The sequence below is a fragment of the Streptococcus canis genome, assembly GCF_900636575.1.
GTDB classification, from domain to species: domain Bacteria; phylum Bacillota; class Bacilli; order Lactobacillales; family Streptococcaceae; genus Streptococcus; species Streptococcus canis.
Window position 1 is genome coordinate 220687 of record NZ_LR134293.1, and the last position, 17305, is coordinate 237991.

The window sequence follows — 17305 nt, forward strand, 5'->3', positions numbered from 1 at the left end:
AAAAATAATTTGCAACAAAATACTTTACTGGTTAACTATTTTATGATATACTTTTTTTGTTAACGTTAATAATTTCTATATTAGGAGGATAATATGGCAGAAAAAACTGACTTAGCGTCAGCTTACAGAAGACTGAAAAGTCCCAATATTAAAACCAGAAAACGTGCTCTGAAAATTATTCACGAGTACAAACGTTACGGCAAAAAATAGGATTCTATTTTTATCTCTCCAAATGTAAGTCAGACAAAAAAACGACTAAGACACTTCCCTCCGTCTTAGTCGTTTTTTGATAGTCTGCTTTCCTAATATCGTAAAAAACAGACTGGTCTGACCAATCTGTTTTCTCATTTATCTTGTTTTTAAAGCTGACAAGACTTGGGTGCGAATATCCTCTACCCCATTTGGTGTATTTGGCAAGAACAGGGTTTGATTACCCTTAGCTGCAAAGGTGTTGAGGGTATCTAGGTATTGGTTGGTCAACAAGATGGACATGATTTGTTCTTCATTTAAAGAAATATTAGCTTCTTTAAGCTCTTGAATAGACTCAGCCAAGCCATCAACAATGGCCTTACGTTGTTGGGCAATCCCTACTCCGTGCAAGCGATCTTTTTCTGCCTCTGCTTCTGCTGCTGTCACAATTTTAATTTTATCTGCGTTTGCCAATTCTTGAGCAGCTACACGTTTACGTTGGGCTGCATTGATTTCGTTCATTGACTGTTTGACTTCGGCATCAGGCTCCACCTTGGTAATCAAGGTTTTAACAATAATGTAACCATAGGTTGACATTTCTTCTGCCACTTGGTGTTGCACTTCCAAGGCAATTTCATCTTTTTTCTCAAACAATTCATCCAAGGTTAACTTAGGAACTGAGGAACGCAAGGCATCTTCAATGTAAGACTTGATTTGAGATTCAGGTTTCATTAATTTGTAGTAAGCATCTGTCACATTTTGCTCATTCACACGGTACTGAGTAGCAACATTCAGGGTCACAAACACATTGTCCTTGGTTTTGGTTTCAACAATGATTTCTGATTGCAAAAGACGCAACTGCACACGCGCCGCAATCTTGTCAATTCCAAATGGAAGTCGGACATGAATGCCACTGGTCGCCGTTTTTTGGTATTTCCCGAAACGTTCAACGATAGCGACAGATTGTTGACGAACAACATAAAGGGTACTAGCTACAACAGCTAGGATTAAAATAACCACAAAAGCAATAAAGATAAGTGTTCCTAACATAAAATCTCCTCCTTGTAACGTGTTTGAGACTGGAAAGCTTTCAGTTCTTGGCTTATTGTTATAAGACAATTATAATGTTTTTCTCTTCTTTGTCAAATCAAATCTTTAGTTTTTGATAGACTTTTTTGACAGGATCATTTTCCTGCCCTATCTCTTGTCTATGCGAATGACTCTTTTTTATCTTTTCTGATAAAAAAGACAAAAAGAGTCAGATCTTTGCCTAACTCCTCTTTTTATCTTATTTGATTATTCCACACTCATGAGATATGGGTAAACAGGCTGATCTCCTTGGTGAATCTCAACTTCCACATCTTCGTAGGTGTCTTCTAAATACTCAGCAAGTTCTTCTGCTAACACTTGGTCACCTTCTTCACCAACAAAGATGGTAACAATTTCGCTATCTTCGTCAATCATTTTGGCAAAGGCAGCTTTCAGAGTTGCTTCCATGTCTGGATTGGAAACGATGATTTTACCATCAACCATTCCCAAGAAATCATTTTCATGGATTTCTAAACCATCAATGGTGGTGTCACGAACTGCCAAGGTGACGCTGCCACTGACCACGTCAGAAAGATTAGCTGACATATCTGCCACATTTTCCTCCAAAGATTTTGAAGGATCAAAGGCTAACAAGCTGGTAAAGCCTTGTGGAACGGTGCGCGTTTCAACAACAGCAGCAGGAATATCAACTACTTCTGCAGCAGATTGGGCAGCCATAAAGATATTTTTATTGTTTGGCAAGATAATGACTTGTTTGGCATTAACTGCTTCAATAGCTTTGACAATATCTTCTGTGGATGGGTTCATGGTTTGGCCACCAGAAATCACATAATCAACACCTTGTGCCTTGAAAATCTCAGATAAGCCATCTCCGGCTACAACTGCAATTAATCCGAAATCTTTTGCTTCTGGTTTGCTTTCTTCGGTATCTGTCTTTTGAACCTGTGCTTCATGCTGGTTACGCATATTATCCACTTTAATCTTGATAAGTGAACCATATTTAAGACCTTCTTGCATCACAAGTCCTGGATCCTCAGTGTGGACGTGAACCTTAACAATCTCATCATCATTGACCACTAACAGAGAATCTCCTAGACCGCTAAGGTAACCTTGAAACTCATCGTAGTTGAATTCTTTTACATAAGTTGGTCCTTGTTTAAGGGCAACCATGATTTCAGTACAATAACCGTAGGTAATGTCTTCTGTAGCCACATGACCAACAACGGATTTATGGTGCTCAGCATTGATCATTTCAGACATGTTAGCAGGAGTCGCTTTAAAATCTTCTGAAGCCACATAGTCACCATTTAAGGCAGATAGGAAACCTTCATAGATGAAAACAAGTCCTTGACCACCTGAGTCAACCACACCAACTTCTTTAAGGACTGGTAATAAATCAGGGGTCTTAGCAAGGGCACCTTTGGCACCATCTAAAGCTGCTTGCATAACTTCCACTGCATCATCGGTAAGGTCTGCTTTTTTCAAGGCTGCAGTCGCTGCACCGCGAGATACGGTCAAGATTGTTCCTTCAACAGGCTTCATGACTGCCTTGTAGGCAACTTCCACACCCATTTGAAAGGCTTGTGCCAAATCTTTACCTGTGAGCTCATCTTTCCCCTTAACGCTTTGACTGAAACCACGGAACAATTGAGACGTGATAACGCCAGAATTACCACGCGCACCCATCAGAAGGCCTTTTGACAAAACTTGCCCAACCTCACCAACAGTTGACGCAGGTTTATCCGCAACTTCTTTGGCACCATTATCCATGGTCATACTCATGTTTGTTCCTGTATCACCATCTGGCACAGGGAAAACGTTTAAGGAATTGACATATTCTGCTTGTTTACCAAGACGAGTTGCCGCAGCTTGGACCATTTCTTGGAATAAGCTTGTTGTAATATTTGACACTAATTTTCTCCTACAACCTTAATATTTTGCACGTAAACATTAACCATATCAGCAGTCAATCCTAATTGACTTTCAAGGTTAAATGTCACACGTTCTTGGATATTTTTAGAGACTTCACTAATTTTCACACCATAACTCATAACAGTATAGACATCAACAGAAATACCCCTATCTGTTGACTTCACTACGACACCCTTGGCATAGTTTTCTTTGCGAAGTAGCGATTGAAAATTGTCCTTAATTGCACTTTTGCTAGCCATTCCAACAACGCCAAAAATTTCCGTTGCTGACCCACCAACGACAGTTGCGATAACATCGTCGGATAGTTCGATTAGACCATCTTTTGTATTGATTTTTACAGTCATATTTACTACCTCAAAAAGTTATTGTCCATATTATTTTACCATAATCCAAAGTTAATGTAAAAGAGATAGAGCAGTTCAGGTCGTATCCCTCTTTTCTGTATTGTTAAAGAACTTAAAAATAGACTAAGAAAAAAAGCCCTAAGGCTTATTTCTATTAGATGCGTTCTACTTTACCAGATTTAAGCGCACGAGCAGAAGCCCAAACTTTTTTAGGTTTACCATCAACAAGGATAGTTACTTTTTGAAGATTTGGTTTAACTGTGCGTTTTGTTTGGTTCATCGCATGTGAACGGTTGTTCCCAGAAACGGTTTTACGTCCTGTAAAATAACATACTTTAGCCATTTTGATCTGTTTCCTCCTACGTAGAATATGTTTACGGATGTGCTAGCACCACATACTTGTCTATTTTATCATAGGGTATTTGGTTTGACAAGTTATTTTTCATTTTCTTGTCAAGAATTCTCTTAACTGCCTAAAGGAAAGTTCTAAACTGAAGTTAGCCACCTAAGGGTATCAAAAAACATCTCAGAGAGGTATAATTGTCATCACCGCAACAACAATTAGAAAGACTCTGAGATGCAAGACTATTATACACCCAAAAGTAAACAGTTGACACTAGCTGAGCGTAGAATGATTGACCGTTGGCTTCTAGAAGGATAGTCCAATCGTGAAATAGCGAGAAGATTGGCTAAAGCTCCTCAAACCATTCACAACGAAGTCAAACGCGGGCAAGTTAGACAACAAGTACGTCAGGGGAAATATGAACAAGTTTACTCTGCTGACTTTGCCCAAGAAGTTTATGACAATAACCGTAAACGCTCCGTTAAGCAGGTCACCCTAACGAAGGAACTCAAAGAAAAGATTGTTCACTACATCAAACAAAAATACTCTCCTGAGATGATGGTTAAGGCAAAAGGTGTCAACGTTCCTATTTCAACGATATATTACTGGATTCATCATGGACAACTAGGCTTGACCAAGGCTGACAGGCTTTATCCTCGAAAAGAGAAAGCTAAGAAAAAGCAAGCCAGTCCCAATTTTAAGCCGGCTGGAAAGTCTATTGAGGAACGACCTGAAAGCATTAACAATCGTGAGCATAGCGGTGATTTTGAAATTGATACGGTTATTCAAACTCGGGCAAAAAACGAGTGCTTATTGACACTAACTGACAGAAAAAGCCGCTACCAAATCATTCGACTTATTCCTGATAAGTCGGCTTCTTCAGTGAATCAAGCCTTGAAGTCTATTCTGAAAGTCTATCAGATTAACTCAATCACAGCTGATAATGGTACTGAGTTCAGTTGTTTGCAGAAGTTTTTGACCCTGAAAACATTTACTATGCCCACCCCTATTCCTCTTGAGAGAGAGGAACAAATGAAAATCATAACAGACTCATTCGGCGTTGGTTACCAAAGGGAAGTAAAAATGCGACTCAACAACAAGTCGCATTTATTGAAAATGGGATTAATAACTACTCAAAGAAACTACTTGATTACAAATCTCCTAAAGAGTTTTTACAGACTGGCTAACTTACACTTGAAATTTGGCATTAGACTAGGAAAGCCATTGATTTCATGAAATGGAATTTTCGACGGATTCTGGAAGTCATAGGTTAGCTGTTTTTCCCCACAAGTCGGATAACATTTAGACTCATAATCAGACTTCAATGTGCGTCTCACCTTTAAAATCTTTATCTAATGTCATATTTGTTATCTTTTGCTCCAATCAATTGTGTAGTATGATAGAGTTGTTCCATATGAGACTTTCTAATGGGTGATTTCGTAACTTTTCTTGATAAGTCATAAGGGACTTTTTGTCTGGATGAAAAAAGGCCTATAATCTCCAAAGTAGAGTTACCCACTACAGAAATTATAGAGCCAAAATAACTCACACTTACACGTGAGTCATCTTATTAATTTTACGAATTAAGCTTTGTTTGCAGATCCGAAAACGTCAATACGTTCTTCAACAGCGCCTTGAACAGCTTTCATACCTGGAGCCAAGAATTTACGTGGGTCAAATAATTTTTTACCATCGTATTCTGCTTCGTTAGCTTCGTAGTTACGTGCAAATTCACGAGTTGCGTTAGAGAAAGCGATCTGGCTTTCAGTATTAACGTTAACTTTAGCAACACCAAGACGAATTGCTTCTTTGATTTGATCATCAGGAATACCAGAACCACCGTGCAATACGATTGGGAATCCTGGTACAGCTGCTGTTAATTTTTCTAAGTGGTCAAGAGCAAGACCTTCCCAGTTTTCTGGGTATGGACCGTGGATATTACCGATACCAGCAGCCAAGAAGTCAATTCCAGTTTCAACCATTGCTTTAGCATCTTCGATTGGAGCAAGCTCACCTTTACCAATGATACCGTCTTCTTCACCACCGATTGTACCAACTTCGGCCTCAACTGAAACACCTTTAGCATGTGCAATTTTAACAACTTCTGCAGTTTTAGCAAGGTTTTCTTCAACTGGAAGGTGTGACCCGTCAAACATGATTGAAGTATAACCCACTTCGATACACTCAAGCGCATCTTCGTAGTGACCATGGTCAAGGTGAATAGCAACAGGAACAGTGATACCCATTGATTCAACAAGGTTAGCGATAAGTGATTGACATACTTTGTAACCACCCATATATTTTGCTGCACCCATTGATGTTTGGATAAGAACTGGAGCTTGTTTAGCTTCTGCTGCACGCAAGATTGCTTGAGTCCACTCTAAGTTGTTTGTGTTGAATCCACCAACAGCATATCCGTTTTCACGAGCTGCTTGGACAAATTTTTCTGCTGAAACGATTGCCATTTGTAAGGCCTCCTCTTATTTTTCGGGATAACTCCCCGTTTACATTGTTCATTCTAGCACAATTTTCCATAAATTTCTAGTCCTTCACAAGTTTAAAGCGTTTTCCCAAAACAGATTATTAAAAGTTTGGCTCTACAAATCTCTTCCTCCTAAACCTGCTCTTGACCAAATGAAAAGAGATGAATCAATGATTCACCCCTTACATTATGCGGAGAGTGGGACTTGAACCCACACGACCTAAAGCGGTCACAGGATCCTTAGTCCTGCGCGTCTGCCAATTCCGCCATCCCCGCTACTCATCAGTAACATAGATTATTATAGCAACTATGAGTATGGCTGTCAATACTTATTGATCAATTTTTTGTAAAAATGCAGCAATTTTTTTCTGGTATTGTTCTGGGTTTGTTTCAAAGGATTTGGCGTGTTTCGCCCCTTTAACAATCAAGAGTTCCTTAGGCCCTTTAGTGGCTTTGTAATTGTCATAAACCATTTTTGTAGGAACAAAATCATCCTTATCTCCATGGATAAATAAGGCTGGACGTTTGTTTTTAGCCAGTTGTTTCACTGAACTCGCTTCTGCGTAACTAAATCCTGCTCGAATCTTAGACAAGGCAGAAACTTCGTAGAGCAATGGAAAGGCAGGCAAGTTATACATGACCTTAGCCTGAAACTTCAATTCGTCCCAAACACTGGTGTAACCGCAATCTTCAATGAGGGAAGTGACTTGTGCAGGTAGCTTTTCACCACTTGCCATCATCACTGTCGCAGCTCCCATGGAAAGACCAAAAAGTGTGATTTGACTGTCTGGTTTTTCCTTGATCAATTGGTCTGTCCAAGCCATGACATTAAGGCGGTCATTCCAGCCATAGCCAATCAAGTTTCCTTGGCTTTCTCCATGAGCCTCATTGTCTGGCATCAGGACATTATAGCCCAGATCGTGAAAGAGCATAGCATAAGGTTTCATGTTTGCCTTATTGTTAGCAAAGCCATGAATAACGACAGCTGTTTTTTGGGTTTTCTGAGCTGCTGGTAAATACCATGCTACTTGCTTAAAACCACGATTGGTCATGTAACGTTTTTCACGTGGTAAGGCATCGAAGGCCTTTTCGGCCGAATAGAGGGGATTATCTGCACTGCGTTTTTTATTATTAATAAAGGATTTTTCCTCACGCACTTGAGCTACATGGAAGAAATAAAAACTAGCACCAACGCTAGCAAGGGTTACTAACAGGAATAAGATTCCTAAATACTTTGATAATCGAATAGTTTTCATATTAAATATTCTACAAGAAAATCTTCCAAAAAGAAAGCTTTATGCTAAAAATAAGACTTTTTCTTTTTATTTGATGATAAACTGGTCATTAACAAAAAAATCCTCCTAAAGACGAGAGCATGCTTTAGAAGGAATAGGAGGTAACTATTTTTTTAAAGAAGAATACTTCCCATAATCGGAACAACTACGGTGACAATAATACCGACCACCACTAGAGCAATGGAACCCATGGATTCTTCTACTTGGCCAAAATCTTTGGCTGCTGAAACACCAAGCGCATGCCCTGCGGTTCCTAGCGCTAAACCCCGAGCAATGGGATCCTTAATCTTAAATAATTGGATCAAAGGTTTCGCAAGAGCGTAGATAATGACACCATTCAAGATACAAGCCAATGAGGTTAATTCTGCTGAACCACCCATAGCAACTGCTGTTGGCATGGCAATGGCTGTTGTGGCAGCCTGAGGCAGCATCGAAGCAACAACCACCTTCCCTAGATGAAACAAACTAGATACCAGATAAATACCATATACCGCCACAATACTACCCAAGGTAATTCCTCCAATAATCTGAAGCCAGTAGCGTTTTAAAATGTCTCGTTTACGATAGAGAGGAATGGCAAAGCAGATGGTTGCAGGTTCCAAAAAGAAACTAATAATCTGTCCTCCCTTGTTGTATTCCGAAAAACTAATACCTGTCGCACTCAAGGTCGCAATTCCAAGGACCATAGCAACAAAAAGGGGTGCAAAGAGAAAGAAGCCCTTTGATTTCTTAAATAAAATCTGTCCTATAAAGAATGTTCCCACAGATAAGAGAACACCAAATATAGGCGAAACCCTTAAAATATTAACAAATGTTGCCATGACTTATTCCTTTCCAGCTATTTGGCTAAAATGTTACTAGCGACAAGGTGACGTTCATCTTGAAAGGTCCCTTTGGTCAAAAGATCTGGTTTGCTCAAGGCTGGTTTTTTAAGGTCAGCGCCCATTAGTAATTGGGTCATCCAACCAGTTCCAACTAATAATAACAAGGTTGAGATAAAAATTAAAAGCATGTTTAAGATAAAATGTTCTTTTAAAATGCCTAGGGAATTAATAACAGAAATCCCAGCAGGAACAAAGAAGAGTCCAATATTGCCAACTAATAAATCAGCTACTTTTTCCACCTGATTTAAGGCAATAATTTTGGTTGACAAAGCTACAAATAACAGAACCAGTCCAATAACAGAAGCTGGTAATTTAATTGGGGAGAGGGTTTCTAACACCTTTGAAATGAGAACAATGGTTCCAATTACAACACTTTGGTAAATCATAGAATAGTTTTTTGTCATCTGAGTCATCTCCTTCTTGATCTGTTAATCACTTGCTTTTGATAGGTTTAGTATAACGAAAAAAGAGCCCAATCGGCTCTTTTGGGAATAAAACGCTTTCTATCTGGTACCAAATGCAGTCATATGGTCGCCAAATACAGTATCAAAGTCCCAGTTGCTGACGGAAGGTTTTCAGATAAGATCTGCTAACAGGTACCTTGCCACCATTTAACATGGTTAGTTGATAGGTTTGATTAAACCAAGGTTGAATTTCTTTTATCGCTTGCGTATTAATGAGGTAGCTACGATGCACTTTCAAAAACGATTCTGTTGTTAAAACCTTCTCAATTGCCGCTAGACTGGTATGACTCGTATAGTGGGTTGTTTTGGTATAAACAGTCGTTTCCTTGCCCTGGACTTCACAATACAAAATATCATCAAAAGGCAAGAGGTAAATACGCTCATCGACTTCTAGCGTTAAGCGATTAGAGTGGGAAACTTCTGCTTCGCTTGATTTACTAACGCGCTGGACATCAAGGGCTAGCTTTGCCTTTTCGATGGCTCTTTGAATACGGGCTTGCTCAAAAGGTTTCAACACATAATCGAGGGCGTTGACCTCAAAAGCTTCTACCGCATGATTATCGTAGGCTGTTGCAAAAATAATCAAGGGAGCATTGGGGACCTGACTCAAGCGCTTGGCCAAATCCAAACCACTCTCGTCTGTCAAATGAATATCCAAAAACAATACATCTGGCTGATGAGTCAAGATGAGTTGAAACGCATCCTCGATGGACTCTCCCTGATAAATGGCATCAACCAAATGAGTTGCTTCAATCAGATAAGCTAATTCCATTCTAGCCAAGGGTTCATCATCAATAATCACAACTTTCATGACATCTTCTCCTTTAATTGATCAAGGGGAATTCTTAACAAGAAACTGGTCCCCGACTTATCTGACCTTACCTCAAACAAGGCTTGGTTGCCATATAAACTCACTAGACGCTTATTTAGATTTTCGAGGGCTGATCCTGTCCCTTTTTCTGAAGTAACAACGGTTTTTCCCAGTAAGGTTAGTTTTTCTGGTGCAATGCCCTGACCATTATCCATGACCTTTAAACTGAGATAAGCTGCCTCTTCCTGCCTAGCAATGACCCAAACCTTATTGTCCTTCTTACGTCCTGTAAAGGCATGTTTCAAGGCATTTTCCACCAAAATTTGAATCATAAAAGGTGGAATAGCAGCGCTTTTTAGGTTTTCGGGAATATCCATAATGACTTCATAGCGATTAGGAAATCTAGCCTGCTCAATAGTTAAATAAGCTTCCAAATGTTTCAGTTCGGTTTCAACAGATACTAGATTATGCCTGGTACTGTTGAGATTAGCCCTAAAATAATGCCCTAGCTGCAACAATAAATGCCTTGCTTTCTCACTATCCACCCGAATCAAGGCTGAAATCGTATTAATAGCATTAAAAAGAAAATGGGGATTGACCTGTGCCTGCAAGGACTTGATTTCAGCATCCTTTAAGAGGCCTTGCTCTAGGGCCATCTGACCTAACTCCAACTGAGATGAAAAAATATGACCCAAGCCGTTAGCAAGCTGCTCATCTACATAAGTTAAACTGGAAGCATCTGTAAAATACAATTTAAAACTCCCCACCACCTCTTTTTTAACAAACAAAGGCACGACAATGGCTGCCTCTAAAGGACAGTCTGGGTGGCTACAACCAATTTGAGATTTTTGACGAACTGCATGAATGTGTCCCGTCTCAATCACTTGCCGAGACAAATCGGTAATGATTTCTCTTGTCGGAATATGATGATCGCTGGCAGCCCCGACATGAGCTAAGATAGCATGGCGATTGGTAACACTGACGGCTGACACGCGCATAAATGTTTTGATTTCTAAGGCCGCCTTCTGAGCTGACGCTTCGGTTAAACCTTGCCTAAAATAAGGTAGGGTTTTATTAGCCAATTCCAAGACATCGTGTGTTTGAATGGCCTTCATGCTTTCTTCTTGCCTTAGAGTTCCAAGGATAATAGATAGAAAAATGCCTGTTCCCAAAGCATTAACAAAAACCATCGGTAAAGCAATCGTTTGAATCAATGACCAAGCTTGCACCTTATTTGGCAAAAAGGTCAAAATACAAAGCATCTGAATCACTTCCATCAAGGCACCACATAAGCTCCCCTGCCATACTTGAGGATAACGTTTATGAGCCAGACTTAATCGCCCGACTAAACCAGACAGACCACCAATCAACAAAGAAGAGATAAAGTAGGTATACGGTGCGCTTCCCCCTTGGAGCCACCGCACAGTTCCCGAAATTAGACCAACAAAGAAACCAACAAACGGTCCACCAATAAGCCCTGACATCCCAATGGTTAATGTTCTTGTATTAGCGATGGAATTATGGGAGGATAAGCTGACCAGCCCCCCATTATCAAGGCCCAATTGTTCAGAAACCAAGACCCCTGTGAAATTACTAATAATAGCAAAAACACTAAAGGTCACAATGAGAACCCATCTTACCTTGATGGATTGGCGGTCATACATCAACCGTTTATAAAAAGGGCTAATCATCAATAGATTAGCCAACAAAATAATGAGTCCTACCCGTTCAAGCAAGGGTAATAACAATGACATCATACGAGACCTCATTTCAGCGATAGCTGTCATAAACAACTACCTCCACATATAATGCGTTAAACCTTAATCACAGTTCTTTGCTATTTTCAACAGCCGCTGTTACAAATGCTGTGTATAATTCTTCTGGACGATTTGGACGACTTTGCAATTCTGGATGGTATTGAGCTGCCACAAAGAATTTTTTCTCTGGCAATTCTACAATTTCAACCAAGCGATTATCAGGTGACACCCCTGAGAAAACAAAGCCAGCTGCTTCAAATTCTGGACGGAATTTGTTGTTAAATTCGTAACGGTGACGATGACGACGTTGCACTACTTCTTGATTATGATAGGCTGCTTTTGCTCTTGACGCTGGCTTCAATTTACATGGGTATAAACCAAGACGAAGTGTCCCCCCCATATCTTCAATATTAATTTGATCACGCATAATATCAATAATCGGGTAATTAGTGTTTGGTTCCAACTCAAAAGAATTAGCACCTTCCATATTGAGGACATGGCGAGCAAATTCAACACAGGTCAATTGCATTCCCAAACAGATACCGAGCATTGGCACATCATGTTCACGGGCATAGCGAATTGCTTGAATTTTACCTTCTGTCCCACGTTGACCAAAACCACCTGGCACAATAATACCATCAACATCTCCCAACAAGTCTGCTGCATTATCAGCCGTCACATCGTTAGCATTGACCCATTTAAGGTCAATAGCTGTATCGTTGGCATAACCAGAATGTTTCAAGGCTTCAACAACAGATAAGTAGGCATCTGGCAATTCAACATATTTACCAACCAAGGCAATTTTTGTTGTTTTCGTCAGGTTCATCACCTTGTTCACCATAGCTGACCACTCAGTCATGTCGGCTTGTGGCGCATTCAGTTTCAAATGATCACACACGATTTGATCCATTGATTGGGCCTGCAAGTTCAATGGAATTTGATACAAGTGTTCCACATCAAGCGATTCAATAACTGCTTCTGGATTCACGTCACAGAACTGAGCCAATTTATTTTTAACCCCTTGCTCAACTGGTTCTTCCGTACGAATAACCAGCATATTCGGTTGAATCCCTAAGCCACGCAATTCTTTAACCGAATGTTGGGTTGGTTTGGTCTTCATTTCTCCTGCTGCTTTTAGATAAGGCAACAAGGTGGTGTGAATGTACATCACATTTTCAGAACCAACATCTGCTTTCATCTGACGAAGAGCTTCCAAGAATGGCAAACTTTCAATATCACCAACAGTACCACCGACTTCAGTAATAATCACATCAGAATCTGTTGTTGAGGCAGCGCGTTTAATTTTCTCTTTCAGTGCATCTGTGATATGAGGAATTACCTGAACCGTTGCTCCAAGATATTCACCCTTACGTTCTTTACGAAGAACTTCACTATAAATCTTACCAGTTGTGACATTAGAATATTTGTTGAGGTTAATATCAATAAAACGCTCATAATGACCCAAGTCCAAGTCAGTTTCAGCACCATCATCTGTTACATACACTTCTCCGTGTTGATAAGGACTCATTGTTCCGGGATCAATATTAATATAGGGATCAAATTTTTGAATCGTCACCTTTAACCCACGATTTTTAAGCAAACGGCCAAGACTTGCTGCTACAATTCCTTTACCGATTGATGACACCACACCACCAGTTACAAAAATGTATTTTGTCATAACACTCCTTCATTATTTTCCAATAGTAAGCATGACCTACTATTTCTATTAACCAACTTTTCACCTGATTTAACACTGGCTGGGGGCACCCTAGTTCCCTAAGGCAACACCAATCTTAAACCAAGGATTAATTATCGTAGAAAAAACAAAAATAGCCCCCTATTAACTAGGGAGCTTTACCTGACCTCTTAAAGAGGTGCCCGAATAATAATATAAACTATAATGAGCACTTTGTCAAATCATATTACCCTTTTTTGATAGTTTATACTCTTCAACCAGTCAGACGCTTATTCCTCTTCGTCTTCTTCCTCTTCTTCATCTTCCTCATTGATGTCCACTTCTTCAAAGTCATCTTCTGGAATGATTTCGTTCAATTCTGAATCATAAGATTCCACTTCTGATTTTTCATCATCTGGACCTTCTTCGTCGTATTCAATCTCAGTTGTTTCTTCTGTGAAATCCTCATCTTCTGGATCATCATCATTGTAGTCAATGGCATCTTCATCACCATCCATGAAGGCATTCACACGTTTCTTTTTGCGTTTATGTGCGCCATCTTCATCATCTTCCAAAGTAATGATTTCTTCATCAATTTCATCAATGGCATACCATGAGCGAAGACCCCATTTGTTGTCACCAAGAGGAATAAATGAGCCATCCGTATTTAAATCAGTGTAAAAAAATGGCAATGCATGACGAATATCTGCATCAGATTTTCCTAAATAATTTTGAATATCATTGACTAAATCGCTAAAGTACATCTCATTGTCGCGACCACGCTCTTCCAAAATGGCACGTGCCACTTCAATCATGGAAAGTTCGCTTTTTTCTTGTCCTGCAAATACGTCTAATTTCAAGGCAGTTCTCCTTATTCTATCATTCCTTACTATTTTACGCTAAAAAAGGTGATTCGTCAAAGCTTTTATCACCCAATTTAGCTTCCTTCTCCTTTGTTTAAAAAAGTGCTAAAAACCAAAGAACCTCCGTAATCCTAACGGATACATTTTATCAGATAAAGAAAAACCAGACTAGGAAACAACTCCTAATCTAGTTCTTAATAAGCCATTATTTAACAGTTGCTGAGCTTGTGATAGCTTCAACAGCTTTTTTCATTGTGATGTCGTGTTGCAACATATCAGCTGAAAGAAGAGAACGTACTTGCTCAACTGGCATGTTGTATTCTGTAGAAAGGTCATTGATTTCTTTTTCGATTTCTTCGTCAGAAGCTTCAAAACCTTCTGCTTTAGCAATCGCTTCGATAACAAGATTTGTTTTCACACGTTTGTCAGCGTCTGCTTGGTATTGGTTATGAAGGTCTTCTTGGCTTGTACCAGTTAATTGGAAGTACATTTCAGGAGAAATACCTTGACGTTGCATGTTGCCCATGAATTCATTCATTGAACGATGAACTTCGTCATGTACCATTTCTTCTGGCAATTCAACGATTTCAGCATTAGCAACTGCCAATTCGATAGCAGCTCCTTCAACCGCATCATCATAAGCGATTTCTTTAGCTGCTTCAAGTTCTTTGCGGTATTTTGCTTTCAAGTCAGCAAGTGTTTCAACTTCTTCGTCGATGTCTTTAGCAAGTTCATCATCAAGTTCTGGCACTTCTTTTGCTTTAACTTCATGAACAGTTGTCACGAACTTAGCATCTTTACCTGCAAGGTCTTCTGCTTGGTAAGCTTCTGGGAAAGTCACGTTAACTTCTACTTCATCACCAGCTTTAGCGCCAACCAATTGGTCTTCAAAGCCTGGAATAAATTGTCCTGAACCAAGTTCAAGAGAGAAGTTATCTCCTTTACCACCGTCAAATTCAACACCGTCAACTGACCCAACAAAGTCAATCACAACAGTGTCACCAAGAGCAGCGGCATCTTCTTTAACTACTAATTCAGCAAGATTCGCACGCTCGCGTTCGATTTTAGCATCAACTTCTTCATCAGTTACTTCTTTAGATGCTTCAACTTCTACAGTAAGGTTTTTGTAGTCGCCAAGTTTTACTTCAGGTTTTGTTACCACTTCAGCAGTAAGTGTCCACTCTTGACCTTTTTCCATTGACACAACATCAATTTTTGGTTGTGCAACCACATCAAGTCCAAGTTCTGCCACAGCTGCCTCATAGGCTTCTGGCAATACAATGTTCAAAGCATCTTCATAAAGAACTTCTTCACCAAATTTTTGGTTGAAGACTGGACGAGGTATGTGTCCTTTACGGAAACCTGGTGCATTCAAGTCTTTTTTGATTTTATTAAAAGCTTGATCAAGAGCTGGTTTAATTTTATCTTGACCAACTGTAAATGTAATCACGCCACGGTTTGTAGCTTTGTTTTCAAATGATGTAGACATTAAGTCATTTCTCCTTAAAATAATTTCGATACAGTTCATTCTACCATAATTTAAAGCGTTTTTAAAGTTTTTTATGCGTGAAATCATAATAGAAAACTGGTAACACTTTTGGTAAATAAATCAAGAAACGATTTCTCCATAAATTGTATTCACCACTTGTCAGATTAAAAACGAAATCACCCTTATCTCTTTTCAAGTTTACCTCTTTTTTGGTAAACTAACTAGAAGAAAGGATTTGCTATGACATTTATACTGCATTATTTAGAGCAATTTCACATTGAGAACATCAGCTTAACCATTTTTTCAAAATTGGTTTCTCTTATCCTACTCCTCCTCTTTTTCGCTGTCCTCAAACGCGTCAGCAATTACCTCTTTGAGAAAACCATTACCAAGTCATTTTCCTATTCTAGACAAAGTGAGGCTCGAAAAAAAACCTTGTCCAAACTAACCCATAACATGCTAAATTACGTCCTGTATTTTCTCTTAATTTACTGGATTCTCAGCCTGTTTGGCATTCCTGTTTCTAGTCTCCTTGCCGGAGCTGGAATTGCTGGAGTCGCTATTGGTCTTGGCGCTCAAGGATTTTTATCCGATGTGGTCAATGGCTTTTTTATCCTCTTTGAAAATCAGTTTGAAGTGGGAGATAATGTCGCAATTACTGGCATCGAAGGAAGTATCTCAGGTGTTGGGATTCGTACCACTCAAATTCGAGGGTTTGACGGCACCTTGCATTTCATTCCAAATCGAAGCATCACCGTTGTTAGCAATAAATCACGTGGCAATATGCGAGCTTTAATTGAAATTCCTCTGTACTCAACAGTTGACCTGAACCAGGTTACTCGCATTATCGAAGCAGTCAATGAGAGAGAATTACCCAATTATCCTCAAATCGTCGGCAAGCCAAATATTTTAGGGCCTCAAACAAGCCCTAATGGGCAATTTACTTTCCGTATCACCATTTTCACCGAAAATGGTCAACAATTTATGATTTACCACACTTTTTACCAATTTTATCAAGAGGCTCTCCTCAAAGAAGGTATTCACTTGCCAACGGCTATCAGTTATCCTATCACTCCCCAACCGTAACCTATTAGCATAAAAACCCATTTCTCCAAGAAAAGAACAAGGCCTGTTCCATGCTTAGAGAGATGGGTTTTAGTGTTTTCGAATAGGATCCTGGTAATAATCAGCTCTGGCACCTCCAATTAATTTGGGACGGCTGGCCAAGGCAGTGACATGAGCACCACCTAACTCACGTTGGCAAGGAATCAAGGGAACTTGAACCCGCTTGACATGCATACCGATGGAAGTATCTCCAATATCGATCCCAGCATGAGCAACAATCGTTTCTACCTCCACAGGATTTTCCATGTATTGAAAAGCAGCTACTTGACCACTACCTCCAGCATGGAGATTGGGAATCACATTCACAATTTCTAACTGCTTAGCTTCTGCCACCTGACATTCCACAACCAAAGCACGATTGACATGCTCACAACCTTGAACTGCCAAATGAATCCCCCGCTTATTGAGCTCATCTAAAACGGTCTTAACAATCACCTGACCCACTTCTAAGCTAGAGTGCTGACCAATCCGACCACCCAGCACTTCACTGGAAGACAGGCCTAAAACAAAAAGTTGTCCTGGTTGAATAGCAGAGCGCTCAATGATATCAATTATAATTGCCCTAGTTTCTTCTTCTAAAAGGCCTAAGTTCATAGCATTCC

At 39.7% G+C, this 17305-nt stretch carries 16 protein-coding genes, 1 tRNA gene and 2 pseudogenes; 3 read left to right on the forward strand and 16 right to left on the reverse strand.

Going from position 1 to position 17305, the window contains the following annotated elements; translation table 11 throughout:
• The first annotated feature begins 93 nt into the window (after positions 1–93).
• Positions 94–210 (forward strand): putative metal homeostasis protein, encoded by a 117-nt coding sequence (locus tag EL097_RS01110; RefSeq protein WP_003046630.1) that lies wholly within the window; start codon positions 94–96, stop codon positions 208–210.
• A gap of 138 nt (positions 211–348) precedes the next feature.
• Here the strand turns inward: EL097_RS01110 and EL097_RS01115 are convergent, their stop codons facing one another.
• The 4 genes from EL097_RS01115 to rpmB form a co-directional block, all read right to left on the reverse strand.
• Positions 349–1239 carry an SPFH domain-containing protein gene (locus EL097_RS01115; protein WP_003046627.1) on the reverse strand — a complete coding sequence of 297 codons (891 nt, stop codon included), beginning with the start codon at positions 1237–1239 and terminating at the stop codon, positions 349–351.
• A 246-nt stretch (positions 1240–1485) separates the two neighbouring features.
• Complete coding sequence (locus EL097_RS01120; protein ID WP_003046624.1) at positions 1486–3150, reverse strand: DAK2 domain-containing protein; 1665 nt, start codon at positions 3148–3150, stop codon at positions 1486–1488.
• Complete coding sequence (locus EL097_RS01125) at positions 3150–3515, reverse strand: Asp23/Gls24 family envelope stress response protein (RefSeq protein ID WP_003046621.1); 366 nt, start codon at positions 3513–3515, stop codon at positions 3150–3152. Before EL097_RS01125 ends, EL097_RS01120 begins: the two co-directional genes overlap by 1 nt.
• 154 nt (positions 3516–3669) lie before the next feature.
• On the reverse strand, positions 3670–3858 hold the full coding sequence (gene rpmB / locus EL097_RS01130; protein ID WP_002982870.1) for a 50S ribosomal protein L28: 189 nt from the start codon (positions 3856–3858) through the stop codon (positions 3670–3672).
• Positions 3859–4092: 234 nt separating this feature from the next.
• Here rpmB and EL097_RS01135 point away from each other — a divergent pair.
• Positions 4093–5045: pseudogene (locus EL097_RS01135) on the forward strand (IS30 family transposase).
• Here the strand turns inward: EL097_RS01135 and EL097_RS10785 are convergent.
• The 11 genes and pseudogenes from EL097_RS10785 to tig all read right to left on the reverse strand — a co-directional run.
• Positions 5046–5272, reverse strand: a pseudogene (locus tag EL097_RS10785) (ISL3 family transposase); the annotation flags it as partial.
• Positions 5273–5441: 169 nt separating this feature from the next.
• On the reverse strand, positions 5442–6323 hold the full coding sequence (locus EL097_RS01140; protein WP_003046614.1) for a class II fructose-bisphosphate aldolase: 882 nt from the start codon (positions 6321–6323) through the stop codon (positions 5442–5444).
• 207 nt (positions 6324–6530) lie between these two features.
• Positions 6531–6616 (reverse strand) — tRNA-Leu (locus tag EL097_RS01145).
• A 53-nt stretch (positions 6617–6669) separates the two neighbouring features.
• The gene (locus EL097_RS01150) at positions 6670–7596 is read right to left on the reverse strand and encodes an alpha/beta hydrolase (protein WP_003046611.1); all 927 of its coding nucleotides are present in this window, start codon (positions 7594–7596) and stop codon (positions 6670–6672) included.
• 152 nt (positions 7597–7748) lie between these two features.
• Entirely contained in the window at positions 7749–8456 is a 708-nt protein-coding gene (gene lrgB, locus EL097_RS01155; RefSeq protein ID WP_003046609.1) for an antiholin-like protein LrgB, read from the reverse strand.
• 17 nt (positions 8457–8473) lie between these two features.
• Positions 8474–8923: an antiholin-like murein hydrolase modulator LrgA gene (gene lrgA, locus EL097_RS01160; RefSeq protein ID WP_003046606.1), complete on the reverse strand. Its 450-nt coding sequence runs from the start codon at positions 8921–8923 to the stop codon at positions 8474–8476.
• A 142-nt stretch (positions 8924–9065) separates the two neighbouring features.
• On the reverse strand, positions 9066–9794 hold the full coding sequence (locus tag EL097_RS01165) for a LytR/AlgR family response regulator transcription factor (RefSeq protein WP_003046603.1): 729 nt from the start codon (positions 9792–9794) through the stop codon (positions 9066–9068).
• Positions 9791–11551, reverse strand: coding sequence for a sensor histidine kinase (locus tag EL097_RS01170; RefSeq protein ID WP_039994936.1), 1761 nt, complete (start codon positions 11549–11551; stop codon positions 9791–9793). Before EL097_RS01170 ends, EL097_RS01165 begins: the two co-directional genes overlap by 4 nt.
• Before the next feature lie 67 nt (positions 11552–11618).
• Positions 11619–13229 carry a CTP synthase gene (locus EL097_RS01175; RefSeq protein ID WP_003046597.1) on the reverse strand — a complete coding sequence of 537 codons (1611 nt, stop codon included), beginning with the start codon at positions 13227–13229 and terminating at the stop codon, positions 11619–11621.
• Between the two features lie 287 nt (positions 13230–13516).
• Positions 13517–14086, reverse strand: a complete 570-nt coding sequence (gene rpoE, locus EL097_RS01180) for a DNA-directed RNA polymerase subunit delta (RefSeq protein ID WP_003046595.1) — start codon at positions 14084–14086, stop codon at positions 13517–13519.
• A 208-nt stretch (positions 14087–14294) separates the two neighbouring features.
• Positions 14295–15578 (reverse strand): trigger factor, encoded by a 1284-nt coding sequence (gene tig / locus EL097_RS01185; protein WP_003046593.1) that lies wholly within the window; start codon positions 15576–15578, stop codon positions 14295–14297.
• A 240-nt stretch (positions 15579–15818) separates the two neighbouring features.
• On the opposite strand from tig, the gene EL097_RS01190 reads away from it, so the two are divergent.
• Positions 15819–16664, forward strand: coding sequence for a mechanosensitive ion channel family protein (locus EL097_RS01190; protein ID WP_003046591.1), 846 nt, complete (start codon positions 15819–15821; stop codon positions 16662–16664).
• A 69-nt stretch (positions 16665–16733) separates the two neighbouring features.
• On the opposite strand, the gene EL097_RS01195 is transcribed toward EL097_RS01190, so the two are convergent.
• Positions 16734–17297, reverse strand: coding sequence for a TIGR01440 family protein (locus EL097_RS01195; RefSeq protein ID WP_003046588.1), 564 nt, complete (start codon positions 17295–17297; stop codon positions 16734–16736).
• Between the last annotated feature and the right edge of the window lie 8 nt (positions 17298–17305).